Source organism: Williamsia sp. 1135, from assembly GCF_002095395.1.
GTDB lineage: Bacteria > Actinomycetota > Actinomycetes > Mycobacteriales > Mycobacteriaceae > Williamsia.
This window is the reverse complement of record NZ_MJEI01000066.1, coordinates 1-23,267: the sequence shown is the minus strand read 5'-3', so window position 1 is coordinate 23,267 and position 23,267 is coordinate 1. Positions and strand designations below refer to the sequence as shown.

General features: G+C 65.9%; 24 protein-coding genes. 8 read left to right on the top strand and 16 right to left on the bottom strand.

What is annotated here, in order from left to right:
• Positions 1 to 76 precede the first annotated feature (76 nt).
• Entirely contained in the window at positions 77 to 1,117 is a 1,041-nt protein-coding gene (gene alc, locus BFL43_RS04625) for an allantoicase (RefSeq protein WP_084891224.1), read from the top strand.
• An 82-nt stretch (positions 1,118 to 1,199) separates the two neighbouring features.
• Here the strand turns inward: alc and BFL43_RS04620 are convergent, their stop codons facing one another.
• The 6 genes from BFL43_RS04620 to BFL43_RS04595 all read right to left on the bottom strand — a co-directional run bounded on the left by BFL43_RS04620 (position 1,200) and on the right by BFL43_RS04595 (position 5,424).
• Positions 1,200 to 1,670: a hypothetical protein gene (locus BFL43_RS04620; RefSeq protein ID WP_084891222.1), complete on the bottom strand. Its 471-nt coding sequence runs from the start codon at positions 1,668 to 1,670 to the stop codon at positions 1,200 to 1,202.
• Positions 1,667 to 2,488 (bottom strand): aminotransferase class V-fold PLP-dependent enzyme, encoded by an 822-nt coding sequence (locus BFL43_RS04615; RefSeq protein WP_084891220.1) that lies wholly within the window; start codon positions 2,486 to 2,488, stop codon positions 1,667 to 1,669. The genes BFL43_RS04620 and BFL43_RS04615 overlap by 4 nt, the downstream gene beginning before the upstream one ends.
• 149 nt (positions 2,489 to 2,637) lie before the next feature.
• Positions 2,638 to 3,261 carry a DedA family protein gene (locus BFL43_RS04610; protein WP_240498057.1) on the bottom strand — a complete coding sequence of 208 codons (624 nt, stop codon included), beginning with the start codon at positions 3,259 to 3,261 and terminating at the stop codon, positions 2,638 to 2,640.
• 40 nt (positions 3,262 to 3,301) lie between these two features.
• A complete protein-coding gene (locus tag BFL43_RS04605) occupies positions 3,302 to 4,498 on the bottom strand; it encodes an O-succinylhomoserine sulfhydrylase (protein ID WP_084891215.1) in 1,197 nt (398 codons plus the stop codon).
• A 45-nt stretch (positions 4,499 to 4,543) separates the two neighbouring features.
• Positions 4,544 to 4,957: a rhodanese-like domain-containing protein gene (locus BFL43_RS04600; RefSeq protein ID WP_084891213.1), complete on the bottom strand. Its 414-nt coding sequence runs from the start codon at positions 4,955 to 4,957 to the stop codon at positions 4,544 to 4,546.
• Positions 4,954 to 5,424: a DUF4878 domain-containing protein gene (locus BFL43_RS04595; RefSeq protein ID WP_143695093.1), complete on the bottom strand. Its 471-nt coding sequence runs from the start codon at positions 5,422 to 5,424 to the stop codon at positions 4,954 to 4,956. Before BFL43_RS04595 ends, BFL43_RS04600 begins: the two co-directional genes overlap by 4 nt.
• 126 nt (positions 5,425 to 5,550) lie before the next feature.
• Between BFL43_RS04595 and BFL43_RS04590 the strand changes: the two genes are divergently transcribed.
• Positions 5,551 to 6,570 (top strand): ABC transporter substrate-binding protein, encoded by a 1,020-nt coding sequence (locus BFL43_RS04590; protein WP_240498056.1) that lies wholly within the window; start codon positions 5,551 to 5,553, stop codon positions 6,568 to 6,570.
• Between the two features lie 186 nt (positions 6,571 to 6,756).
• Entirely contained in the window at positions 6,757 to 8,145 is a 1,389-nt protein-coding gene (locus tag BFL43_RS04585) for an FAD-dependent oxidoreductase (RefSeq protein WP_084891209.1), read from the top strand.
• A 113-nt stretch (positions 8,146 to 8,258) separates the two neighbouring features.
• On the opposite strand, the gene BFL43_RS04580 is transcribed toward BFL43_RS04585, so the two are convergent.
• From BFL43_RS04580 to BFL43_RS04570, 3 genes are all read right to left on the bottom strand, one after another.
• Positions 8,259 to 8,531, bottom strand: coding sequence for an SHOCT domain-containing protein (locus tag BFL43_RS04580; RefSeq protein ID WP_084891206.1), 273 nt, complete (start codon positions 8,529 to 8,531; stop codon positions 8,259 to 8,261).
• 19 nt (positions 8,532 to 8,550) lie between these two features.
• On the bottom strand, positions 8,551 to 8,994 hold the full coding sequence (locus tag BFL43_RS04575; protein ID WP_084891204.1) for a DUF6325 family protein: 444 nt from the start codon (positions 8,992 to 8,994) through the stop codon (positions 8,551 to 8,553).
• Between the two features lie 196 nt (positions 8,995 to 9,190).
• On the bottom strand, positions 9,191 to 9,604 hold the full coding sequence (locus tag BFL43_RS04570) for a hypothetical protein (protein ID WP_084891202.1): 414 nt from the start codon (positions 9,602 to 9,604) through the stop codon (positions 9,191 to 9,193).
• Positions 9,605 to 9,834: 230 nt separating this feature from the next.
• Between BFL43_RS04570 and BFL43_RS04565 the strand changes: the two genes are divergently transcribed.
• From BFL43_RS04565 to BFL43_RS04555, 3 genes are read left to right on the top strand one after another with little or no spacing between them, the layout of a single operon-like run.
• Positions 9,835 to 10,842 carry an iron ABC transporter permease gene (locus BFL43_RS04565; protein WP_084891200.1) on the top strand — a complete coding sequence of 336 codons (1,008 nt, stop codon included), beginning with the start codon at positions 9,835 to 9,837 and terminating at the stop codon, positions 10,840 to 10,842.
• A gap of 13 nt (positions 10,843 to 10,855) precedes the next feature.
• Positions 10,856 to 11,956 carry an iron ABC transporter permease gene (locus tag BFL43_RS04560; RefSeq protein WP_084891198.1) on the top strand — a complete coding sequence of 367 codons (1,101 nt, stop codon included), beginning with the start codon at positions 10,856 to 10,858 and terminating at the stop codon, positions 11,954 to 11,956.
• Positions 11,953 to 12,765 (top strand): ABC transporter ATP-binding protein, encoded by an 813-nt coding sequence (locus tag BFL43_RS04555; RefSeq protein WP_084891196.1) that lies wholly within the window; start codon positions 11,953 to 11,955, stop codon positions 12,763 to 12,765. The genes BFL43_RS04560 and BFL43_RS04555 overlap by 4 nt, the downstream gene beginning before the upstream one ends.
• Before the next feature lie 8 nt (positions 12,766 to 12,773).
• On the opposite strand, the gene BFL43_RS04550 is transcribed toward BFL43_RS04555, so the two are convergent.
• From BFL43_RS04550 to BFL43_RS04540, 3 genes are all read right to left on the bottom strand, one after another.
• Positions 12,774 to 13,253: a DUF456 domain-containing protein gene (locus tag BFL43_RS04550; protein WP_084891194.1), complete on the bottom strand. Its 480-nt coding sequence runs from the start codon at positions 13,251 to 13,253 to the stop codon at positions 12,774 to 12,776.
• 6 nt (positions 13,254 to 13,259) lie between these two features.
• Positions 13,260 to 14,753 carry a formate-dependent phosphoribosylglycinamide formyltransferase gene (gene purT, locus BFL43_RS04545; protein ID WP_276206087.1) on the bottom strand — a complete coding sequence of 498 codons (1,494 nt, stop codon included), beginning with the start codon at positions 14,751 to 14,753 and terminating at the stop codon, positions 13,260 to 13,262.
• Between the two features lie 89 nt (positions 14,754 to 14,842).
• Positions 14,843 to 15,181 (bottom strand): UBP-type zinc finger domain-containing protein, encoded by a 339-nt coding sequence (locus BFL43_RS04540; protein WP_084891192.1) that lies wholly within the window; start codon positions 15,179 to 15,181, stop codon positions 14,843 to 14,845.
• Between the two features lie 138 nt (positions 15,182 to 15,319).
• Between BFL43_RS04540 and BFL43_RS04535 the strand changes: the two genes are divergently transcribed.
• A complete protein-coding gene (locus tag BFL43_RS04535; protein WP_084891190.1) occupies positions 15,320 to 16,915 on the top strand; it encodes a Na+/H+ antiporter in 1,596 nt (531 codons plus the stop codon).
• On the opposite strand, the gene BFL43_RS04530 is transcribed toward BFL43_RS04535, so the two are convergent.
• From BFL43_RS04530 to BFL43_RS04515, 4 genes are read right to left on the bottom strand one after another with little or no spacing between them, the layout of a single operon-like run.
• The gene (locus BFL43_RS04530) at positions 16,912 to 18,459 is read right to left on the bottom strand and encodes an adenylate/guanylate cyclase domain-containing protein (RefSeq protein WP_084891188.1); all 1,548 of its coding nucleotides are present in this window, start codon (positions 18,457 to 18,459) and stop codon (positions 16,912 to 16,914) included. The genes BFL43_RS04535 and BFL43_RS04530 overlap by 4 nt on opposite strands.
• Positions 18,460 to 18,510: 51 nt before the next feature.
• Complete coding sequence (locus tag BFL43_RS04525; protein WP_084891186.1) at positions 18,511 to 19,176, bottom strand: response regulator; 666 nt, start codon at positions 19,174 to 19,176, stop codon at positions 18,511 to 18,513.
• Positions 19,173 to 20,861 (bottom strand): sensor histidine kinase, encoded by a 1,689-nt coding sequence (locus BFL43_RS04520; protein ID WP_084891263.1) that lies wholly within the window; start codon positions 20,859 to 20,861, stop codon positions 19,173 to 19,175. Before BFL43_RS04520 ends, BFL43_RS04525 begins: the two co-directional genes overlap by 4 nt.
• A 55-nt stretch (positions 20,862 to 20,916) precedes the next feature.
• Complete coding sequence (locus BFL43_RS04515) at positions 20,917 to 22,332, bottom strand: SLC13 family permease (RefSeq protein WP_084891184.1); 1,416 nt, start codon at positions 22,330 to 22,332, stop codon at positions 20,917 to 20,919.
• A 232-nt stretch (positions 22,333 to 22,564) separates the two neighbouring features.
• On the opposite strand from BFL43_RS04515, the gene BFL43_RS04510 reads away from it, so the two are divergent.
• Positions 22,565 to 23,041 (top strand): hypothetical protein, encoded by a 477-nt coding sequence (locus BFL43_RS04510; RefSeq protein ID WP_084889796.1) that lies wholly within the window; start codon positions 22,565 to 22,567, stop codon positions 23,039 to 23,041.
• Positions 23,042 to 23,267: the final 226 nt, after the last annotated feature.

Here is a 23,267-nt window from a genome sequence, read left to right as displayed (position 1 = left end):
AGATCTGGACTGCAACACCCTCGGCCGGACCAGCTCGGTTCGACCGCCACGGTCGCGCGCACTAATCTGACAAGTCGTGACCCCATCGCCTCCAGCCTCGCGTCCGCACTTCACCTCGATGCCGGATCTGGCGTTACGAACCCTCGGGGGCGCGGTCATCTGGACCAACGACGACCTGTTCGCGGAGGCGCAGAACCTCATCAAGACCCCGTCAGCGGAATATCAGCCGGCCACCTTCGGCCACAAGGGTCAGGTCTATGACGGCTGGGAGACAAGACGGCGTCGAGAAGAAGGCGTGGACCAGGCGATCATCCGACTCGGAGTGCCCGGGATCATCTACGGCGTCGTCGTCGACACCTCGTGGTTCGTGGGCAACTACCCCCCGTACGTGTCCGTCGAAGCCGCTGCACTAGAGGGCATTCCGACCACCACTCAGTTGGTCGACGAGACCGAGTGGAAGACGATCGTCGACCGGGTCGAGGTCAACGGCGACACCCGGAATCCGTTTCGTGTCGACTCCATGGAGCGGTTCACCCACGTCCGTCTGTCGATCTATCCCGACGGTGGTGTCGCCCGGTTCCGCGTCCATGGACGGGGAACGCCTGATCCGAAGTTCCTGTCGTATGGGCACTTCGACCTCGCGGCCTTGGAGAACGGCGGCATGATCACGGCGTGCTCCAACATGTTCTACGGCTCGCCGAACAACCTGTTGATGCCGGGCCGGGCCCGGACGATGGGAGAGGGCTGGGAGACATCCCGTCGCCGCGACTCCGGAAACGACTGGGTCCAGATCAAGCTGGCAGGTGAGTCCACCGTCGGCCTCGCCGAACTCGACACCAGCTACTTTCTGGGCAACGCACCCGGCTCGGCCATGATCCGCGGACGCGATGGCGAGAACGGCGAGTGGTTCGAATTGCTGCCGCGCAGCGCCCTGCAGCCCGATACCCGCCACCGGTTCCTCGTCGACGTCGACCGGCCGCTCACCGAAGCTCGAATGGACATCTTTCCCGACGGCGGCATGGCGCGCTTACGCCTCTACGGCCAGCTCACCGACAACGCGCGCGCCGAGATCGTCGACCGCTGGGACCACGGCGAACGCGCCGAGCCCACGGCCTGACGACAAAAGCACACCGTTCAGTCATAGGCACACGTTGCGACGTGTGGTTATGACTGAACGGTGCGCTTTTGGGTGGGACGGGTCAGGCTGCCGTGGCGCGCTCGCGCAGGCGCGGCAGCACCTGCTCGGCGATGAGCTCGGCCGACCCGGACACTGCTGCGCCATCGAGCGGCCGCAGAATGACCGCGTCCGCGACCTCCGCGGTGTAGACGTCCAGGATCAGGGTCAGCAGGCCCGCCGCGGTGCCGACGTAACGCACGGTGTCGCCGAAACGCGACTCCCCCAGACGCAACAGTTCCGCTCGGGCGGTGGCCGCGTCGTCTGCGATCAGCACGTCGATCTCGAGGGCCACAACGAGGTCTGCGGGGTTGTCCCCGAGGTGCTGCCAGCTCGCCCGCAGTTGCGCACGCTCCTTGATCCCGCCGCGCAATTCTGGCTGGCGGATTCGGCGGACCACAGATGCCCGGGCATCGGCCGGACGCGGCCCACTCCAGGCGATCGGGGTCTCCCCGTCGATCGCGACCAGCAATTCCGGTCGGGTCCGACCTGTCATGACGCCTCCTGCTCGAAAACAACGTTTGCCAAAGTGTTCAACTGCCGTGAGAGCTCGGCGTGGCCCGTACCGAGGCCCCACCTGATCGGCACTGTTTCGAAGCGGCCGGCCACCGCGATCTCGGCCAGGCCGACGCGATCGCGGGCGTCGGGCCACAACCTCAACCTGCGCGCACCGGGCAGAGCGCGCACGGCGTCGTCGACCACCGCGGACAGCGATTCTTCGTGCAGACCTATCCAGTCGAAACCGAGATCTGCGATGGCGAGCGCCGCCTGCGCGAACCCGTGGGCCACCGGAGTGTTGACGTGAGCGGAATCGGCCAGTGGCAGCTGGTCGCCGCGTCCGATGACCGCGGCAGGCCCGAACCCGGCAATGATCGCGCCGGAGAGCACGACGTAATCGATGCCATGGCTGGTGAGGTTGATGACACGACGCGTCGCGAGTTGGCCGGCATCGACCAGCATCCGGGCGCCGTGCCGGTGGGCGATCGCGGCCAGCCTCGGCAGCGGCAGCACCTCACCCGTGGCGTCGACGACTCCGGGAACGATCAGGAGTTCGGCATCGCGTGCAACGAACTCGGCCTCCACAGCGGCGAGTGTGTGCGCGAGATCGACCTGCGCGGCGACCACCCGGTAGCCGGGTGAGGTAGTGGAGGTCTCCAGGTCGGCGCGTACGTCGAGGAGCACGACGTCGCCAGAGACATGAGCTGCGACCAGGGCGATCGCCTCGTCGACGTCGTCCGCGAAAAGAACCCGGTCGTCGACGCGGGCGCGCACGAAACCGGCGAGTACATCTTTGGGATCCGGCACTGGGACCATCGCCTCAGACGTTCCTTTCGCATTGCGTTTCAAGGTCGGACCGAATTCCCACCGGTCGGATCAGGTCTTTCTTGAACAACAACTTAGCTGCGGCGAACTATTTCCCGGCGGCTAAAAGTCGTCGTGATTGTTAGTCGACGGGCGAGCACTCACTCCGCAGGCGGTCCGACCTCTACCGCGGACCGCCGGCGCCACAACCGCCGAATGCCGAAGTAAGCGACCACCACCAGCGCGGCACCGACCGCGAAGTACAGCAACAGGCTGGCCCCGAGCGTCTGCCCGAGCGCGTATCCGACCACGCAGACCACCACCACCCAGAGCACCCCGCCGACCACATTCGCGATCAGGTACTGCCTTGTCGGCATGTGACTCATACCCGCGACGAACGGGGTCACGGTGCGGACGTATCCGATCCACCGAGCGCTGACGACCGTGACGACGCCGCCGTCCCGGATCAGCGTCTCGGCGCGGGCCCACCGCTCTTCGCCGATCCAGCCACCGAAACGGGAGTGGGTGATCCTCTCACCCGAACGTCTGCCGATCAGGTAACCGGTCCAATCACCGAGCACCGCGGCCACGCTCGCCGCGACGATCAGCCACGCGATGTTGGCACTGCCGATCGCCGCAGCAACGGCGCCCGCCAGCAGCACGGTCTCGCCGGGTAACACCAGGCCGAGCAAGGCTGCGGCTTCACCGAACACGACGCCGCACACGATGAGATACACCGCCCAGGGCGGCGTTGACTGAACAACCGACACGATCCAGTCGGCCACCGAGTGCAGGATGACCCACCGTCCCCTCTGTGCCGCCTACTTACAGCGCTTGATCGATGTCGCCCAGCAGATCGTCGATGCCTTCGAGGCCTACAGACAAACGTACGACAGAGTCCGACAGCCCGATCGCGGCGCGGCCCTCCGGCCCCATCGCACGGTGCGTGGTGGTGGCCGGGTGCGTGATGAGTGACTTCGAGTCCCCGAGATTGTTCGAGATGTCGACGATCTTCAGCGCATCGAGCACCTCGAACGCTCTCGCCTTACCTGAGGCCCCGGCCGAATCGGCGAGTTCGAACGTCACCACGGTGCCACCACCCGACATCTGCCTGACCGCCAGATGGTGTTGCGGATGTGATTGCAGGAATGGATATTTCACCCACGCAACCCGTGGATCCGCCTCGAGGAACTCAGCGATCCGCAGTGCCGAACTCGTGGAGTGATCCACGCGCAGACGCAGCGTCTCGAGACCCTTGAGCAAGGTCCAGGCGTTGAACGGGCTCAATGCCGGACCGGTGTGCCGCATCAGCGTCTGCACCGGGCCGTCGATGTACTCGGCCGAACCGAGCACGGCCCCACCCATCACCCGGCCCTGCCCGTCGATGTGTTTTGTTCCGGAGTAGACGATGACGTCGGCGCCGAGATCGAGGCCGCGTTGCAGCAACGGAGTCGCGAAGACGTTGTCGAGTACCACCTGTGCGCCTGCCGCATGCGCGAGCCCACACACCTTCTCGACGTCGACAAGTGTCTGCATCGGGTTCGAGGGCGTCTCGAAGAAGACGGCCGTGGTCGGCACCGACAGCGCCTGCTCCCACTGCTCGAGGTCTTCGCCGTCGACGAACACCGTCTCCACGCCCCATCGCGGCAGGATCTCGTTACACACGACGAAGCAGGAACCGAACAGGCTGCGCGCGGCGACGAGGCGATCACCTGCCTTGAGCAGGGCGCCCAGCGCGACGAACACCGCAGCCATACCGCTCGCGGTGGCGAAACAGGCTTCGGCACCGTCGAGCAGGCGAAGTCGCTCTTGGAACATCGCGACGGTCGGATTTCCGTAGCGGGAGTACACGAATCGCTCATCTTCACCGGTGAAGGCACGTTCGGCGGCGGCCGCGGAGGAGTAGACATACCCGGAGGTGAGATACAGCGCCTCGGAGGTCTCTTCGAAGTTCGAGCGGGCCAAACCGCCACGAACCGCCAGCGTGTCCGGCGAGACGCCGTCGGGCAGTGGACTATTCACTGTCGTCCTCCGTGTGTGGTGATGCCGCGGATTGGTGGTGGGGTCCTACGACTGGCGCCACGGGAGTCCCAGGGCCTTCCAGCCGACCGCGCCGCGGTGACCCTCCGCATCGGTGGCCCCCTCGAAGCCGTCGAGCACGTTGTAGGCCTTGGCGACGCCGTCGGCCGTCGCGGCCTGCGCGGCTCCGATCGAACGCTGGCCCGAGCGGCACAGGAAGACCACCTGCTGGTCGTCGGTGACCCCCGCGGCGCGCAGTTGACCGACGAAGTCGGAGTTCTTTGCGCCGTCCGGGAAGCTCACCCACTCGATGAACACCGTCTCTTTTCCGGCCTCGGTGAGATCGGGTACTCCGACGTAGGTCCATTCGGCCCTGGTGCGGCAGTCGACCAGCACCGCGGTCGGATCCTCGGTGATGATCTTCCATGCTTCTTGCGGGGTCAGGTCACCTGCGTAACTCATGCACACACCTTCCAGGAGTCGCTTTCCTTGACCAGTGTGACCGGAGTGATCTGGGTCTGCGTCTTCTGCTTGCGGAACGAATGCACATTCGCAGTCGCCCGATCGCCGTTGACCACGGTCTCCGAGATGTTGCTGATCTCGATCTGGCCGTCGGCCTCGCGGGCTTCGGTCTGCTCGGTGGAGAAGGCGCCCTCGGTCGGGAAGTCAGCCGAGTCGCGCTGCGCGGAGCAGGTCAGGGCCCGGAAGTTGCTGTAGTTGAGCGCGTTCTGCGCCGTGTAGTAGTCGTTGATCGTCCGGGAGACCTTCGACTCCTCAGTGAGCCGGTCCTCGGCGGGTCGCACGACATGCATCACGCCGATCGCACCGAGCACCAGCACCACGATCGCCACTGCGATGAGGAACGGCCACGGCGTCCGTCGCTCGTCATCTTCCAGCGGTGGTACCGCATTCTTGTCGGTTGATGCCATGGTCGCGAGCTTATAACCCGTATTTGCCCGGGCCACCACCGCCGTGAGACGCTGGCCCATGACATTGGTGAGCCAACCCTAATTTTCGACGTCACAGGGTTGTTCCAGGACTGTGAGGAAGAGACCGTGCGAATCAAGAACCCCAGGCGAGCGACTGCCCGCGCAGCGATCGTGACCGCGACTGTTGCCGCTCTGATCGGGATCACGGCTTGTTCGGCCCCCGACGAGGACAGCGCCGGCGCATCGGTCACCGCCGAAGAAGGTGCCCTGCCGGTCACCGTCACCCACAACTTCGGCGAGACGGAGATCAAGACCGAGCCGGCCCGGGTCGCAACACTCGGCCCCGGTGACGCCGACATCCTCATGGCGCTGGGCATCACACCGACCACGATCGTCCCGTTCAACGATCCGACGGGCAAGAACGTGGTCGAACCCTGGAACGAGAAGTACATCGCGGAGAACACCCCCGTCGCGCTCGGCCAGGCCACCCAGAATCTGGGCGCCGACATCCCGAAGGCACTGGCGACCAATCCGGACTTCATCGTTGCGGTCAACAACGCGGTCACCCGGGAGCAGTACGACAACCTGACCAAGGTCGCCCCGACCATCGTTCGCGAATCCCAGTACCAGGACTGGCTGATCCCGTGGGCCGCATCGACCGCCGAGATCGGCAAGGCGGTCGGCATGCCGGAGAAGACCCAGCAGCTGATCGACCAGACGAACGCCAAGTTCGACGAGGCGAAGGCGCAGTACCCGAACATGGTCGGCAAGAAGTCGGCCGTCATCATCTCCGGCGCCGACGGGTCGATCTCCATCTATGGCCCCGGTGACGGACGCGGCCAGATGCTCGTCAACCTCGGCCAGATCTTCCCGGCAGAGCTCGAGCCTCTGGTGACCAGTGGCTTCTACGGCACCATCTCGAACGAGAATCTGAACCTGCTCAACAACCTCGACCAGGTCGTCGCGATCGACTGGGAGGGTTCGAACGAAAAGCTCAAGAACAACCCGATCTTCAACAACCTCGACATCGCCAAGCGTGGTGGAGTGATCTACCTGGACCAGCAGATCGGCAGCGCGATGTCGGTGCCGACCGTCCTGACCATCCCGTGGGCAGTCGACCAGATTGCACCCAAACTGGGCGCCTGACCCGCTACCCCAGAGCGCCGGGTTTGGCGGGAACCAGAATCGGCAGCGGTCGAGTTCGACTCGAGACCGTCTGCCGATTTTGGTTCCCGCCAGGTCCAACGCTTACCGTGGGGTGTTGAGCCCCGTCCGGGCGCCCGCATCGGTGAGCGCCGGAACTCCTACTCGCACGAGAAAGCACTCCGACTCATGAGCGATCAGAACCGTCCTCTTCGCGTGGCCATCGTTGGCGCAGGCCCTGCCGGGATCTATGCCGCCGATGCCCTGATGAAGTCGGACAAGGCCAAAGACCGTGGTGTCTCGATCGACTTGTTCGAGCGGATGCCTGCTCCGTTCGGGCTGATCCGTTACGGCGTGGCGCCTGATCACCCCCGCATCAAGGGCATCATCAACGCCCTGCACAAAGTCCTCGACAAGCCGCAGATCCGGCTGATCGGCAACGTCGACTACGGCACCGACATCGCGCTGGAAGACCTGCAGTCGATGTACGACGCCGTCATCTTCTCCACCGGCGCCACCGACGACCGCATCATGGACCTGCCCGGCATCGACCTCGACGGCAGCTACGGCGCCGCGCAGTTCGTGGCCTGGTACGACGGGCACCCCGACTTCCCCCGCACCTGGCCCCTGGACGCCGAAAAGGTCGCCGTCATCGGCGTCGGCAACGTCGCCCTCGATGTGGCGCGCGTACTGGCCAAGACCGGCGACGAACTGCTGCCGACCGAGATCCCCGCCAACGTCTACGACGGACTCAAGAACAACAAGGCCGTCGAGGTGCACGTCTTCGGACGCCGCGGACCGGCCCAGGCCAAGTTCACCCCGCTCGAGCTCAAAGAACTCGACCACTCACCGACCATCGATGTGATCGTCAACCCCGAGGACATCGACTACGACGAAGGGTCCACCGTGGCCCGTCGTTCGTCGAAGATCACCGACCAGGTCGCCACCATCATCGAGCAGTACGCGATCCGCGACCCCAAAGGCCGCCCGCACAAACTGTTCCTGCACTTCTTCGAGAGCCCGACCGAAATCCTGGGCGAGGACGGGAAAGTCATCGGCCTGCGCACCGAACGCACCGAACTCGACGGCACCGGCAACGTCCGCGGCACCGGCAAGACCACCGACTGGGACCTCGGCGCGGTCTACCGCGCCGTCGGGTACCTCTCGGACAACCTGCCGCAGATCCCGTTCGACGATCAGGCCGGGGTCATCCCCAACGAAGCCGGGCGCATCTTCGACCAGGGCACCCACATGACGGGCATGTACACCACCGGCTGGATCAAGCGCGGACCCGTCGGACTCATCGGCCACACCAAGGGTGACGCCAACGAGACCGTCGACTGCCTGCTCGACGATGCCCTCGCCGGCAAGGTCCTGACGCCGGCCACCCCCGGCGAAGACGCCATCATCGACTACCTCGAAAACAAGAACGTCGCCTTCACCACCTGGGACGGCTGGTACCGCCTCGACGAACACGAACGCAAACTCGGCGCCGCCGAAGGCCGCGAACGCGTCAAGGTCGTCGAACGCGAAGACATGCTCGCCGCAAGCGAGCCGGACAAGGTGAACCGCGGCTGAGGCCCTCTTCGCAATCCGCTCCACTTACTACAATTCGCTCCACTTCCAGTGCGCTGGAAGTGGAGCGAATTGCTGTAAGTGGAGCGGATGACTTTTCACCCACGAGGGAAGGTTCAGGATGCGAGGATCTTGGCCTTCTCGGCGGCGAACTCTGCTTCGGTCAGCACGCCCTGGGTGCGTAGTTCGCCGAGTTCGCGAAGGGCGGTGAGCCGATCGACGCCGGGTGCAGGTGCAGCGACGGGCGCCGGCGCCGCCTGTTGCGGAGCCTGCTGTTGCGACTGCTGCGCCCATCGATTGCCTTGACGGCGTGAGACACGGTTGGACACCGACGTCGCGGTGCCGGCGATGACGGCGGTGCGGGCTACGCCGCGTAAGAGACCAGGCATGACGTTTCCTTCGCTGAGTTCAGACGCCGAGCGCGTCTAGGGAGTCGAGCAGGTCTTGGGTGGCCACGCGTCCGGAGGCGACCAACTGCGCACCGTTGCGCCGCAGGGCCGACGCGAACGGTGCGGCCCAATGGTTTTCGTAGATCAGAATCGCGCCTGAACAACCGGGTTCGAGCGCGGAAGCCGCCTCGTCGAGATCCTCGCGAGCGATCAGGCCAGACGCTGCGCCGGCAAAGAGCGACACGTCGAAGTCACCGGAGAGGTCGAAATCCTCGACTGCGACCGCAAAGATCGATCCGTCGAGCTCTTTACGAACGAAGACGAGGTCGAGGAGTTTGATGATCCCGCGATCCACCAGGTCGGCCAACAGCGGCAATGCCGAACCATCGGGGGTGCGGTCGGCGGGAAACTCGATCACCAGGTAGTCGATGGGACCGACCTCGGCCGCCTCGGGTTCCGTCATGGGTGTCTCCTTCTTGAAAGATGAGGTCAGATCAGTCTTCGAAGTGAAAGCCTGCAGACGAGTCTGGTCCCTGCGGTCCCCGATGCCCTCATCCCTTCCGGATGAATCCGCAGACAAAACGATCCCTCCCCCTGACGAGGCGGATGTGCGGGCGCTCTACGTCAGGGAGAGGGATCGTTGTCGGCGTGTGAGAGAGCTAGTTGTCGATCCGCTGGACGTTGGCCCAGAAGCCGATGTTGTTCTGCAGCGGATCGATGTCGCTGGAGATGGTGTATCCGGAGATGGAGCTCGGGAAGCAACCGAACCACTTCGTCTCGATGCGCAGCTTCTGGCCCTCCTTGAGGTTCGGGGAGAACTTCTCGGCTCCACCGAACTCGTGCAAGGTCACGTTCGGCCAGTTGCGGCCGTGAGCGGTGACCTCCATCCACCGGACCATGTACCAGGCGTTCTGCCAGGGGTCGCCGGGCTTGCCGAATGAGCAGTAAACCCCACCGGTGAGAGCCAGATCAGGCGCTGCCGCCTGAGCCGGAGCTGCAGCCACGACACTCCCCGCCGCAATCCCGACCGCCGCCGCTGCGGCGACCGCAGCGCGAACCATTTTCTGCTTCATCTTCACTCCTTTTTCGTGAATGCCACCGACACAGCGGCCTTGCACGTGAATCGGTCAAGTACAGGCTGAGTGTTAGCCAAGAAACAGATAAGAAACTCCATGTCTTCGTTTCGTTAGCTTTCCGTTATCGAAGCGGTTCGCCAGAGCGCCGATTTCGCGATCGATAGGCAAGTTAGGCTAACCTCTCCAGGGTGGATCACTAGTCGAGCGCGAAGAGGCAGGACCCGGTCTTGGGCAAGAAGTCGCTGCGCCTACCGGGCGCAATACTGTTGCTGACGCTGCTGATCGTTGCGTGCGCAGCGTCGATTGCGATCGGATCCCGCGTCATCCCCCTCTCAGAGGTCTGGGATGCGCTCTGGGCAGACAACGTGCCCGGCGCCCCCGACGCGGTCGGCATCGTCCAGACCCTGCGGATACCCCGCACCGTGCTCGGATTGATCGTCGGCCTGGCGATCGGTGCGGCCGGGGCGCTCACCCAGGGTCACACCCGCAACCCACTGGCGGACCCCGGCATCCTGGGCGTCAACGCGGGCGCGGCCTGCGCCGTCGTCGCGGGCGTCTACCTGCTCGGTATCACCACCCCCATCCAGTACATGGGCTTCGGTCTGATCGGCGCCCTGCTGGCGGCGAGCCTGGTCTTCTTTCTCGCGTCTGTCGGCAAAGGTGCCAGTCCACTGACCCTCATCCTCGCCGGCACCGGCCTGTCCGCGATGCTGATCGCGGTCACCTCGGCCATCGTGCTCATCGACACCGCTTCGCTCGAGGCGTGGCGCTTCTGGCAGGTCGGTTCCATCGCGGGCCGCGGCTGGGACGTCATCACCGCGACGCTCCCGTTCGTCATCCCGGGTCTGATCTTGGCTGTGGCCAGCGGGTTCTTCCTCAACATCCTCTCGCTCGGCGACGACATGACGAAAGCCCTGGGGTCCCGCATCCTGCAGGTTCGCATCGTCGGAATCGTTGCGATCACCCTGCTCGTCGGCGCCGCCACCGCCGCGTGTGGGCCCATCGTGTTCCTCGGCCTCGTCGCGCCACACGTGGCCCGCTTCTTCACCGGGCCCGACTATCGATGGGTGGTCCCCTACTCCGCATTGATCGGGGCCGTGGCACTGGTCTCCTGCGACGTCCTCGGCCGGATGATCGCCCGGCCCGGTGAGATCCAGGCCGGGATCGTCCTGGCGGCGGTCGGTGCGCCGTTCTTCATCGCTTTGGTCCGAGCCAAGAAGTTGGTCGCAGTATGAAGTTGGTCGCAGTATGACGACATTCGCCGAGCCCCCGGAGACCGCACAGGCTCCGCTTCCCGCACACCACCTGCGCCGCACGGTCGTTCGAATCGGTGTCGGCACCTTCGTGATCCGGCCCTGGGCCACCGGGGTGGGTCTGGTGCTGGCCGCGGCGGCCCTGCTCCTGTTCGCGGTGAGTATCGGCACCAGCGACTTCCCGATGAGCCCCATCGACGTCGGCCGGATCCTGCTCGGCGGCGGAACTCGCGCCGAGAACGTGGTCGTCTTCGACACCCAGCTCCCCATCGGCCTGGTGAGCCTGCTCGTCGGTTTCGGTCTCGGGATGTCCGGCGCGCTGACCCAGGTGATCGCCCGCAACCCGCTCGCCACCCCCGACATGCTGGGGATCACCTCCGGCGCCAGCGCCGCCGCCGTCGCGGTGATCGCATTCGGATCGACCTGGGCATCGTGGCTCGCCGATCTCGGACTCGCGGTCGCGGCGCTCCTCGGCGGTCTGCTGACCGCTCTCGCGATGTACCTGCTGACCTGGCGCAGAGGCATCGACCCCATCCGCCTCGTGCTCGTCGGCGTCGCCCTGACCTGGGGACTCCAAGCCCTGATCGCCTACCTGCTGACCCGCGCGAACGTCGACGAAGTCCAGCGGGCGCAGCTCTGGATCGTGGGGTCGGTGTCGAGTGCGGGCTGGAAGGCCGTGTGGCCGCCACTGATCGTGCTGATCCCCGCGATCATCTTCGTCACGATCCAGTCCCGCAACCTCGCGATTCTCAGCCTCGGAGAAGACGTGTGCCGTGGGCTGGGAGTGCGGGCCAACGCGGTGTCGGCGACGATCCTCATCGCAGCCGTCGTCGTCGCCGCGGTCGCCGTGTCCTCGGCAGGCCCCATCGCCTTCGTCGCGCTGCTCGCCCCGCAGATCGCGATGCGCCTCGCACGCGCCGAGATCCCCGGTCCCATCACCTCAGGCCTGATGGGTGCCTGCCTGGTCATCGGCGGAGACCTACTGTGCCGCACCGTATTGCCGGCCGGCATCCCCGTCGGCGTGGTGACCGCGGGTATCGGCGGGCCCGCCCTGATCTACCTCATGATCCAGATCAACCGGAAGGCTTCGGTATGAGTGCCGCGTTCTCGGAGAAGGCGACGTCACGGGTCGCAGCGACGGATCTGCAGGTCGGTTACGGCGAACGCACCGTCATCGACGGTCTCGATGTCACCATCCCCGACGGCAAGATCACCACCATCGTCGGCCCGAACGGTTGCGGGAAGTCGACGCTGCTGCGTTCGCTGGTGCGGCTGCTCAAACCGACCGGCGGTCAGGTGCTCCTCGACGGCAGCGACATCGCGACCCTGCGCACCAAGGATGTCGCACGGATCCTCGGTCTGCTTCCCCAGAACCCCGTCGCCCCTGAGGGTTTGACCGTCGTCGATCTGGTCTCCCGCGGCCGTCACCCGCACCAGGCGTGGTACCGGCAGTGGTCGCACGAAGACGAGGTCGCCGTCGCCACCGCCCTCGAGCAGACCAACTGCACCGAGCTGGCAGAGCGGACCATCGACGCACTCTCCGGAGGACAGCGCCAGCGGGTCTGGATCGCCCTGACCCTGGCGCAGCAGACCGATGTGGTGATGCTCGACGAACCCACCACCTACCTCGATCTGTCCCACTCCATCGACGTGCTCGACCTCGTCGACGACCTGTGCAGCAAGCACGGCAAGACGATCGTCATGGTGCTGCACGACCTCAATCTCGCCATCCGCTACAGCGATTGGCTGGTCGTGATGCGCGAGGGCGCCATCATTCGCGAAGGTGTGCCCGGTGACGTCATCACGACCGAGCTGCTGCAGGAGGCATTCGGGCTGCGGTCTCAGGTGATGACCGATCCGATCTCCGGTGGTCCGATGATCGTCCCGATCGGGCGCAAGAAGTAAGCGGGCGGCTAGTAGACGAACGCCGCGCCCAGCCAGATCGACGCCGCGAACAGGGCGCCGGCCAGCTCGATGATCATCGCAATGCCTGCTGCCTTGGTGGCGGCAACCGCTCCGCGCCAGCCGGCTTCGATGCTCTTGTTCCGATACCACTCGGCGAGAAAAGCACCCAGCACGAACCCGATGATCAGTCCGATCACCGGGATCACGAAGAAGCCGACGATCCCGAGCAGGCCACCGGCGATGACCGTGCGTCCGGGGACCCCCGAGTTCTTCATCGACTTGTTCGCGACGAGATATTTGACCAATGCGGCCGCGCCCAGAAATCCTGCGGCGACTGCGAAGACCAGCCACGCCCAGCCGCCGACCACGAACGCCCACACCCCGATTGCGGCCAGGATGAGGATCAAACCCGGCAATACGGGCAACACCACGCCGCAGAGACCGATGAAGATCACCACGGCGACCACGATCTCGCCGACAAAGGACATTCGCGCCTACCGGGGGTCTTCGCCGGAGCGGATCGGCTTCTGAAGCCGAACGTCCGGACGCGGCGCCTGCTGTGGTGGCCGCCCGGCATTCGGGGGTGGCCCAGCAGATGGGGGTGGCCCAGCAGGCGACGGCGGCCTGCGAGTCATGCGGGTCTGCGCCAGATCCTCCGGCGCAGCAGCCGGTTGTGGTTCCGGTTCTCTGCTCGCCGTCGCCACGGCAGCGGTGTCGGCCTGCGGCGACGTGCTGATCGGGCGAACCAGGCGAGCGGCGTCGCCCGCCCGTTGCCGGGCAGTGCCCACGTCGTCGGCCGTCGCGATGACCACGCCCATGCGGCGGCGCGCGAAACTCTCGGGCTTGCCGAACAGCCGGATGTCGGTCTCCGGGATGGCCAGGGCGGCAGCCACATTCCCGAAGGCTATCGCCGGCTCATCGAGACCGCCGTAGATCACTGCAGAGGCTCCGGGTGAGGCGAGCGTGACGTCGACGGGGAGGCCGAGGATCGCCCTGGCATGCATCTCGAACTCCGAAAGGCGTTGAGTGCCAAGCGTCACCAGACCCGTGTCGTGCGGCCTCGGGCTGACCTCCGAGAAATAGACATCGTCTTCCTTGACGAACATCTCGACCCCGAAGATGCCGCGGCCACCGAGGTGGCCATCGCCGAGAGCCGCTGCAATACGCGCGGCCACCGACGTCGCACCACCGAGCGCGATCTCACTCATCGGCTGGGGCTGCCACGATTCGACGTAATCACCGTGCTGCTGGCGATGGCCGATGGGTGCGCAAAAATAGGTCGCCAGTCGCCCGGTCGCAGGGTCGATCGCCCGCACGGTGAGCAAGGTGATCTCGTAGTCGAAGTCGACGAAACCCTCGACGATCACCCGGCCGCCTTTGACGCGCCCGCCTGCGACCGCGTAGTCCCAGGCGGCGTCGATCTCGTCCGGACCGCGGACCACGCTCTGGCCCTTGCCCGACGACGACATCACGGGCTTGATCACGCACGGGTATCCGACGCGGGCCGTGGCCGCGCGGATCTCGTCGGCGGAGTCCGCGAACGCGTACGGCGACGTCGGCAGACCCAGCCGTTCGTCCGCGAGTCGGCGGATGCCCTCACGGTTCATCGTCAGCGCGGTCGCGCGGGCAGTCGGGATGACCTCGGTGAAACCCTCTTCGTGGATGTCGACGAGCACCTCGGTGGCGATCGCCTCGATCTCCGGGACCACATAATCGGGCTGCTCCGCCTCGATCACGGCACGGAGCGCCACCGGGTCGGTCATGTCGACCACATGCGAACGATGTGCGACCTGATGGCCGGGGGCATTGGGGTAGCGGTCGACGGCAATCACCTCGACGCCCAACCGTTGGAAGGCGATCACCACTTCTTTGCCGAGCTCTCCGGCGCCGAGGAGCATCACCTTGGTGGCGCCCGGTGTCAGTGGGGTGCCGATACGGTCGGGCACTGCGTTGATGACAACGCCGCTCCCCGAGGTATTCGTAGTCACCTTTGTAAGGCTAGCTGCAAACAAGGCGGCTTTCGTACGGGTAGACCCCCGCGGCGTAAGACATCGGATTCTGACGAACGAGGGGCCGATCAGTCCATCCGCGCGTGGACGTAGCACCAACGCCACGTCTCGCCGGGCTCAGCCGACTGCATCACGGGGTGTCCGGTGGCCTTGAAGTGGGCGGTTGCATGCTTACGCGGGCTCGAATCGCAGCAGGCGACGTGCCCGCAGGCGAGGCAACGCCGCAGGTGCGCCCAGTGATCGACACCCTCGGCGGCGCAGTCCTGGCAGACCCCGACAGCGTCGGCCGCGGCGGTTTCGACGGGTATCGCTGCCGCGTCGCGCAGTTCGACGCACAGGTCGTCGTCCGCCTTCACATCGGAGGCCTTGATGTTTCGGTGCATCACCGATCGCCGTGGCAGTCGCATACAGTCCAATCTGGTCGAGCTCCGCCTCTGGAGTTTGCCAGTGGTCTCTTTGAGCTCTTTCCGCCGGCTTCGTCTCCGGCAATTCTCCCGTATCTTTGCCTGGTTCGGCCAGAAGTCAGCTCAGGGAGGAATTCGCAGGTGAACGAAGGGCTCCTCATAGTCGCGGTGGTCGCGGTGATCGTCTCCGCGCTGTGTCGTCGATACGGATTGTCCGGCCCGCTGGTACTGGTCGTGGTGGGTCTCGGTGTCGGCTGGATTCCCGGACTCCCCGACCTCACGCTCGAACCCGAACTCGTGTTGTTCGCCATCCTCCCGCCGTTGCTCTACTCCGCGGCGCAGGACAGCTCCTACGTTGCGCTTCGGAAGAACATCCGCGCTGTGGGCCTGCTCGCGGTCGGGCTGCCGTTGGCCACGGCCGCAGGAGTCGGTGTGGTCGCCTACTACGCGGTTCCCGACCTGCCCTGGGCGGCCGCGTTCGTGCTGGGGGCCATCGTCGCTCCGCCGGACGCCGTGTCCGCGCAGGCCGTCGGACGCCGCCTCGGCCTGCCACGTCGCGTGATGACCCTGCTCGGCGGCGAGAGCCTGCTGAACGACGCCACCGCCTTGACCGCCTACCGACTCGCACTCGCCGCCGCCATCGGCGCCACCACCACGGTGTGGGATGGCATCCTGGCCTTTCTCGAGGCCGCGATCGGCGGCGTGGTCATCGGTATGGCAGCCGGCATCGCGGTGGCCTTCGCCCGGCACTTTCTCGACGACCCACCGATGGAGACGGCGCTCGGGATCCTCGCCCCGTTCGTCATCTACTTCGTCGCCGAAGAGATCCACGCGTCCGGGGTGATCGCCGTGGTGGTGGCCGGCCTATATCTCGGCCAGCGATCAGTCCGCGAAGGTTACGCGACCCGACTGCAGGACAACGCGGTGTGGAAGTCGATCGACGCGATCCTCGAATCGTTTGTGTTCCTGCTCATCGGACTGCAACTGCCGCAGGTCATCGAGGGTCTCGACGGGCGGTCGATCAACGGCATCTGCTGGGCCGCGGCGGCAGTCTTCCTCGCCACCGTGCTGATCCGGATCGTCTGGGTGTACGCCGCGACGTACGGTGCCCGGCTGTTCCCGCGGATCCGCGAACGCGAGGTCGCTCCGTCGGCAGGCGCCGTCTTCGTCTTGTCGTGGGCCGGTATGCGAGGCGTGGTGAGCCTGGCCGCGGCCTTCGCCATCCCGCTGACCGTCGACGACGGTTCGGAGTTCCCGGCCCGGGACGCGATCCTGTTCCTCACGTTCGTGGTCGTGGTCGGCTCGCTGCTGTTGCAGGGCACCACTCTGCCGTTGATCATCAAGTGGCTGGGCGTCCAGGGCGACGACCATCAGGCCGATCTGGTGTCGCTCGCCCGGGCTCAAGACCGTGCGGGGCGCGCTGCGATCACGCGACTCGACGAGATCGCCGCGAAGATCCCGGCAGGCGATGCCCGCAGCGAGCAGGTCGAGATCCTGCGCCACTGGATCAGGACCAGAAAGAATCTGGCCTGGGAGGGGCTCGGCCGGGATTCCGACGAACTCGGCGAGAGCCCGACGGAGGCGTACAACCGGATTCGCAACGAGCTCATCCAGATTCAGCGCGAAGTGTTCATCGACGAACGGGATCGTGGACGTATCGACGACGAGGTGCTGCGAAGTGCGTTGCGGCAACTCGACCTCGCGGAAGGCCTGGGCGACAGCCGTAAGCGACTCTAGGCAGTCGGCGGATGCTGCGCCGCGTGCACCTCGGTCACCTCGGAGCGGCCGCGCAATTCCGTCTTCTCCTGCCACTGCCAGTGCGCCGCTTCGGCTTCCGTGGCCGCCGACACCGCCCGCCCCGACGACAGTGGGCGGGTCGGGTCTTTCTTCGCCAGTTCGCTCAGGCGGGCCGCCTCGTTCACGGCATCGCCGATGACGGTGTACTCGAAGCGCTGGATGGCGCCGACGTTGCCCGCGACGACGGGACCGTGCGACACCCCGATACCCGCCGCCAGTTCGGGGACGTCGGCGGCGAGGTTCACCGAGATCTCCCGGGCGGCGGCGAGCGCTTCGGTTGCGGTGTCGTCCAATTCCAGTGGCGCCCCGAACACCGCGAGCACCGCATCGCCTTCGAACTTGTTGACCAGCCCGTCGTGTCTCTCGACGGCGGTGACCACGACTGCGAAGAAACGGTTGAGGAGTTCGACGACCTCGTTCGGGGGCCGGCTCGCGGCGAGCGTGGTGGAACCGATGACGTCGATGAACACCACCGCGACCACGCGCTCCGCGCCTCCGAGTTCGGGGTTCTGGGCCAGCGCCGCCTCGGCGACCTCACGGCCGACGTGTCGTCCGAACAGGTCGCGCATCCGCTCGCGTTCTCCGAGACCTTCGACCATGAGGTTGAATCCGCGTTGCAGATCACCGATCTCGGTGCCGTCGTAGACAACGACCCTCACCTCGGTGTCCCCGCCCTCGACCCTGGTCATGGCCTGCCGGACCGACCCGACCGGGGCCTTGATGGCGTCGATGCTCAGGTAGTTCAGGAGCAGACCGGTGAACAGAGCCGTCGCGCCCAGGACCATGATCGCAATGAACACGTCGGTCTTGGTGGTGTCGTCGCGGAAGACGGCGAACAGCACCACCAGCATCATCCCGACGATCGGGATCCCCGACCCCAGGACCCAGCTGAGCATGCCGCGGGTCCGCAACCGGCTGCGGCGGGTGATGCCGGTCTCGAGCGCCTGCGCAGCGACGGGTCGCAGCGAGAACTCGGTCAGCAGATAGGAAATGGCGCAGACGACCGACCCCGACAGCCCGATCACCAGCACGACCTTCGGGATCAGTTCCGGGTCCTGGATGCCGTAACAGAGCGTGAACAGCACGTCGGCAACCAGCCACAGCCCGAGTTGCAGTCGCGTCAGCACCCACGGTGCGCGTAGCGCCGCACGTGCCTGCTTCGGGGTGGGTCTCTCGTCGCGCAGCGCCCACCGCAACCGCCGCAGCACCCGCGTCGTGCCGACCACCCAGCCGAATCCGAACGCGATCCCGACGTACACCGGGACGACGATGAAGTTGACCCACCAGAACTGGGCCTCGAGCACACTGGGTTCCGGGATCCCGACCACCACCAACAGGATCGCCATACCCGCGCCGATCGCGTTGGCGGTCAGTAGCGACACCGTGATCAGTAGTTGGATCCGGATCCGCTGGCGCCGAACGGTGTCGGTGGCCGAACCGAGCAACACCGAACCGAAGTCCGACTCTTGACCCGGAAACTTCATCCACTCCCCCACCCGTACCGCCGTGTGACCTCAGGGCAATCTACCCGTGGACTACGGACGCCGGTACTCCTGCTTCGGCCGCCCGGTCGCGCCGTAACGCAACTTCATGGTCAGTTTTCCCGACGAGACCAGATTTGCCAGATGCCTGCGCGCGGTCGGCGGTGAGATCCCGACGACGGCCGAGACCTCGTCGGCGAACATGACGTGGTCGGATCCGTCGAACGCTGTCAGGATGAGCTCCTCCGTCTGAGAACCGGTGTCCGATGCCTCGCGAAGTGCACGTCCGGTCCGTAGTGCGCCGAGCGCGGCGTCGACGGCGCTCTGCTCGGTGGTGGGAGTGGCCAGGATGCGGCGGTACTGCGCATACGCCGAGAGCCTCCTCGCCAGCTCCGTGTTCTCGAACGGCTTGATCAGGTAGGTCAGCGCACCGCCGCGCAGGGCTTTGCGTACCGCCGCGCTGTCGGTCTCTGCGCTGATCACGAAGGCGTCGCAGTTCAGGCGGGGCAACAGGTCGAGCCCGGGGCCGTCGGGCAGGTGGACATCGATGAGGGCGAGGGTGATCTCGGGATGCTCGGCCAGGGCGGCGACCGCCGCCTCGCGGGTGCCGGCCTGCGCCAGGACCGAGAATCCCGACACCGCGTTCACGATCGACGCGTGCAGGCCGGCGACCCGGAAGTCGTCGTCGACGATCAGGACCCCGAAGTCCTCGGCGCTCATGCCGGATGTCCTGTCGCGACGATGCCGGGCAACCGGGCCACGAAGACGGCGCCGCCGAGGGTGTTGTCGGCAGCTGCGGTCTCCCCGCCCGGGTCCCCGACGATGAGGTCGCCACCGGTGCGGCGGGCCAGCTGCCGGGCCAGTGCCAACCCCATTCCCCGCCCACCGGGAACAGCCGGGTCGTCGTGGCTGGTCACCCCCTCTACGAAGACCGAGTCGGGATCTGTGAAGGCGATGCCCGGCCCGGAGTCTGCGACCGTGACCAGCAACGTGGCGTCGTCGGCGATCAGTTCTACTTCCACGAGTGCCTCAGCCCGGCCGGAGGCCGCCTCAAGTGCCCGGCCGGAGGCCGCCTCTATCGCCCGGCCGGAGGCCGCCTCGATTGCATTGTCGATGAGGTTGCCGACGACGGTGGTCACGACGACGGGGTCGCGCAGGCTGCCATCGAGGAAGGTCTGGTCGCCGAGGGTGAGCGTGACGCCGCGTTCCCTGGCCGCAGCGGCCTTGGCCTCGAGGAAAGCTCGAAGGTGGGGTTCGGTGAGGTTTTCCAGGCCGGGCAGTTCGGTGCCGTACGGACCGGTGCCCATCACCTCGTCCAGATAGTCGAGGCCGGCGACGGCGTTGCCTTGGCGGAGAAGTCCCGCGACGACATGCATCCGATTGGCGGATTCGTGCCGTTGCGCCCGCAAGGCGTCGGTCATCGACCGGATCGAATCGACCTGGCGGGTCAGGTCTTCCACGTCTGTGCGGTCGAGGATCGAGAGCACCATGCCGAGATCCTTCCCGTCGCGTGAGACACGCCGCGAACTCACCAGCACCACCCGGTCGTCGACGGTCGCCGACCGTGGGACGTCCACCGGCGTGCGGGCGACCTCCAGCACCCGTGGGGTGAGCCCGATGGCATCGATCGGGCTACCGGTCTGGGCGGTGACCCCCAGCAAGATCCGGGCTTTGTCGTTGATCACGCGCACCACACCGTTCGGGTCGATCGCGACCACACCCTCGCCCATCGAATGGAGCACCGCCTCCTGCTCGCGAACCAATTCGGCCAGCTGATCGGGTTCCAGCCCCAGTGTCAACCGGCGCCAGCGACGAGCCAGCAAAGCCGAGCCCACCACTCCGACCAGCAACGCGGACAACGCGATCAGGACCAGCGTGCGAATGTCTCCGCGCAGATCGTCGGCTATTTCTTCGGTGGAGATCCCGACGCTCACCAGTCCCACCACCTCGGTCCCGCCGGGCGCGTAGATCGGCACCTTGGCCCGCACCGATTGTCCGAGGGTGCCGCGGTCGGTGGCCAGGTCTTCCTGGCCGGCGAGCGCACGGGTGGGATCGGTGCTCAGCGGCAGGGCCAGTTCCGCGGGGTCCGGATGCGCGAGCCTGATGCCCCGATCATTGGCGATCACCACGAACAGCGCGTCGGTTCGCTCGGCCACGGCGAGCGCTTGCAGTTGCAGTGGGCGTGCCCGCAGTTCGCCGGGATCCAGGGACGTCCCGCCCGAACTGGCCACGGCCTCGCGAACGTCGGTGTCGGTGGCGACCGTTCGTGCGATCGCGAGAGCACGTTGTCCGTACTCGTCGCGGAACCGGTCGTCGCTGGTGGAGATCACCACCCCGAAGCCCGCCGCGAGACTGACCACGATCACCACCACCTGCAAGAGCAAGACCTGGTTACGCAGCCGCATCACAACAGCGTAGGCACCCGCGATCACGCGGGTGCCTACCTTCATGTGCTGCGTGTCAGAACGGAATGGAGCCGACGAGTACTCCGACGACCAGCATCGCCAGCGAGACCACCACCGCCCGCCACAGCACCTTCTTGTGATGATCGGCCAGGGAGACGCCTGCCAGGGAGACCAGCAGCAGGATCGCGGGCACCAGCGGACTCTGCATGTGCACCGTCTGCCCCGTGATCGAGGCGCGTGCCATCTCCACCGGAGCGATCCCGTAGGTGGTGGCGGTCTCGGACAACACCGGCAGGATGCCGAAGTAGAAGGCGTCGTTGCTCATCAGGAACGTGAACGGGATGGAGAGCACTCCGGCGACCACGGCCAGGTGCGGTCCCATCGCATCGGGGAGGATCGACGTCAACCATTCGGCGATGGCCTCGACCATGCCGCTTCCGGCGAACACCCCGGTGAGGACGGCTGCTGCCAGCACCATCGCGACCACCGAGACGATGCTCGACGAATGCCGCGTGATGGCCGACTGCTGGTCTTTGACGTGCGGGAAGTTGATGACCAGCGCGATACCTGCCGCGACCATGAACAGCACGGGGATCGCGATGACGTCCATGCCGAGAACGGCGAGCAGCGCGATCGTCAGCGCGGCGTTGACCCAGAACAGTTTCGGCCGCAGAGTGGTGCGGTTCGGGTCGAGGGCGTTGGCGGTGAATCCGCCGCCGGACGAATCGTCGCTCTCCCCTGCTGCGTCGTCGCCACCTGTCGTGCCACCGCTGCGACCCGAGCCACCCGTGCCACCACCGGTGCCCACCAGCACGGCCTCGTTCTCCCGGGAGAGGACCGATTCCCGGATGACGATCTTGCCGATCCGGCGGCGCTCCATGACGCCGAGGTGGTACGAGAACAGCAACACGATGACGAGGCCGGCGACCAGCGACGGGATCATCGGGATGAAGACGTCGGACGGCGAGATACCCAGTGCGGCAGCGGCTCGAGCGGTCGGGCCGCCCCAGGGCAGGATGTTCAGGGTGCCGTTGGCCAGGCCCGCGGTGACGGTCAGGACCACCGGGCTGACACCGAGCTTGAGGTACAGCGGCAACAACGCCGAGGTGACGATGATGAACGTCGTGGAACCGTCCCCGTCGAGCGAGACGATCATGGCCAGCAGTGCCGTACCCACCACGAGTCTGGCGGGGTCGGCGCGGACGGCTTTGACGACGCCGCGCACGATCGGGTCGAAGAGTCCGACGTCGATCATGATGCCGAAGTAGATGATCGCGAAGAACAGCATCGCGGCCGTCGGCGCGAGATCCTTGATGCCGTCGGTGATCATGTCGCTGATCCCCATGCCCGCGCCGGCGAAGAGGCCGAATGCGACGGGCACGAGGATCAGGGCCACCACCGGGGTGGCGCGTTTGGTGATGATCAGGAACATGAATGTGGCCACCATCGCAAGGCCCAGTGCTACCAACATGACGACGTCGCTCTCGTTTGCGGACTGCGGGACCGGAGTGATCCGCGCTACAAAAAAGAGTCTGGGGGTGCCCCAGATCACAGTCACGCTTGAGCGCATTAGTAGCCTTTTGCGCGTTTTGCTCGCTCCACACAAACCCACTCGTTCTAGGCAAAACCAGATGCTGCGCCCTCCCTGCCACCCTGGTTGTAAGACAGCAGGAGTGGTAGGGGTGGTGGGGATGGAGTGTGACATGGATTTGTTGAGTACCCCGATCGATATCCCGATTGGACGGTCAGCGAAAGGGCGCCGTTCGTTCCCGATTGCGTTCCGGATTGCGTTCTTGCAGCGCTGGGATCTTGCGGTGCAGCGCGGCGCGAAAACCCAGTTGATGCGCGAGTACAACTTGACCAGGGCGACCGTGCGAGAGTGGTTAGAGGCCCGCGAGTCCGGTGCGTTCAGTGACTCGATGGTCGCTGCCGCCGCCAAGACGAGGGACCGCATGGACAGTCAAGACCGCGCTGAGCTGGCCCGGTTGCGCGCCAAAGTCGCCCGGTTGGAGAAGAAGAACGACCAGTCCGAGGCGGCGTTGGAGATCATGGGAAAAGCCTTCGAGCTCTTGGACGGGATCACCAAGAGCTCGACCCAGGACGAGGGTCCGCAGATCCCACCAGCTTTGATGAGCGCCGAGCAGTACCAGGCCTGGCTCAAGCGACATCATCTGTCCTGATCGAGCTGGTCACCGCACTGACCGCCCATACCTGGATTGGGGTCACAGCGGCGTGTGATCTGACCGGCGTGGCCCGCTCGACCTACTACCGGATCACCCGGGGATACAAGCACTACACGCCCGTTGAAGACCCGACCCCGCAGTCTCAGAGGTTTCAGCCGGCGGCGTTGGCCACCGAGGAACAAGAGGCCGTTCTGGAGATTTTGAATCGGGAGGATTACTCGGA

Excerpts from the sequence above, each read along its gene's own strand:
- BFL43_RS04620 (WP_084891222.1), bottom strand. The coding sequence starts at position 1,670 with ATGACAGGTCGGACCCGACCGGAATTGCTGGTCGCGATCGACGGGGAG.
- BFL43_RS04615 (WP_084891220.1), bottom strand. The coding sequence starts at position 2,488 with ATGGTCCCAGTGCCGGATCCCAAAGATGTACTCGCCGGTTTCGTGCGC.
- BFL43_RS04600 (WP_084891213.1), bottom strand. The coding sequence starts at position 4,957 with ATGAGTTACGCAGGTGACCTGACCCCGCAAGAAGCATGGAAGATCATC.
- BFL43_RS04595 (WP_143695093.1), bottom strand. The coding sequence starts at position 5,424 with ATGGCATCAACCGACAAGAATGCGGTACCACCGCTGGAAGATGACGAG.
- BFL43_RS04585 (WP_084891209.1), top strand. The coding sequence starts at position 6,757 with ATGAGCGATCAGAACCGTCCTCTTCGCGTGGCCATCGTTGGCGCAGGC.
- BFL43_RS04580 (WP_084891206.1), bottom strand. The coding sequence starts at position 8,531 with ATGCCTGGTCTCTTACGCGGCGTAGCCCGCACCGCCGTCATCGCCGGC.
- BFL43_RS04575 (WP_084891204.1), bottom strand. The coding sequence starts at position 8,994 with ATGACGGAACCCGAGGCGGCCGAGGTCGGTCCCATCGACTACCTGGTG.
- BFL43_RS04570 (WP_084891202.1), bottom strand. The coding sequence starts at position 9,604 with ATGAAGCAGAAAATGGTTCGCGCTGCGGTCGCCGCAGCGGCGGCGGTC.
- BFL43_RS04560 (WP_084891198.1), top strand. The coding sequence starts at position 10,856 with ATGACGACATTCGCCGAGCCCCCGGAGACCGCACAGGCTCCGCTTCCC.
- BFL43_RS04555 (WP_084891196.1), top strand. The coding sequence starts at position 11,953 with ATGAGTGCCGCGTTCTCGGAGAAGGCGACGTCACGGGTCGCAGCGACG.
- BFL43_RS04550 (WP_084891194.1), bottom strand. The coding sequence starts at position 13,253 with ATGTCCTTTGTCGGCGAGATCGTGGTCGCCGTGGTGATCTTCATCGGT.
- BFL43_RS04540 (WP_084891192.1), bottom strand. The coding sequence starts at position 15,181 with ATGCGACTGCCACGGCGATCGGTGATGCACCGAAACATCAAGGCCTCC.
- BFL43_RS04530 (WP_084891188.1), bottom strand. The coding sequence starts at position 18,459 with ATGAAGTTTCCGGGTCAAGAGTCGGACTTCGGTTCGGTGTTGCTCGGT.
- BFL43_RS04525 (WP_084891186.1), bottom strand. The coding sequence starts at position 19,176 with ATGAGCGCCGAGGACTTCGGGGTCCTGATCGTCGACGACGACTTCCGG.
- BFL43_RS04520 (WP_084891263.1), bottom strand. The coding sequence starts at position 20,861 with ATGCGGCTGCGTAACCAGGTCTTGCTCTTGCAGGTGGTGGTGATCGTG.
- BFL43_RS04515 (WP_084891184.1), bottom strand. The coding sequence starts at position 22,332 with ATGTTGGTAGCACTGGGCCTTGCGATGGTGGCCACATTCATGTTCCTG.
- BFL43_RS04510 (WP_084889796.1), top strand. The coding sequence starts at position 22,565 with ATGGATTTGTTGAGTACCCCGATCGATATCCCGATTGGACGGTCAGCG.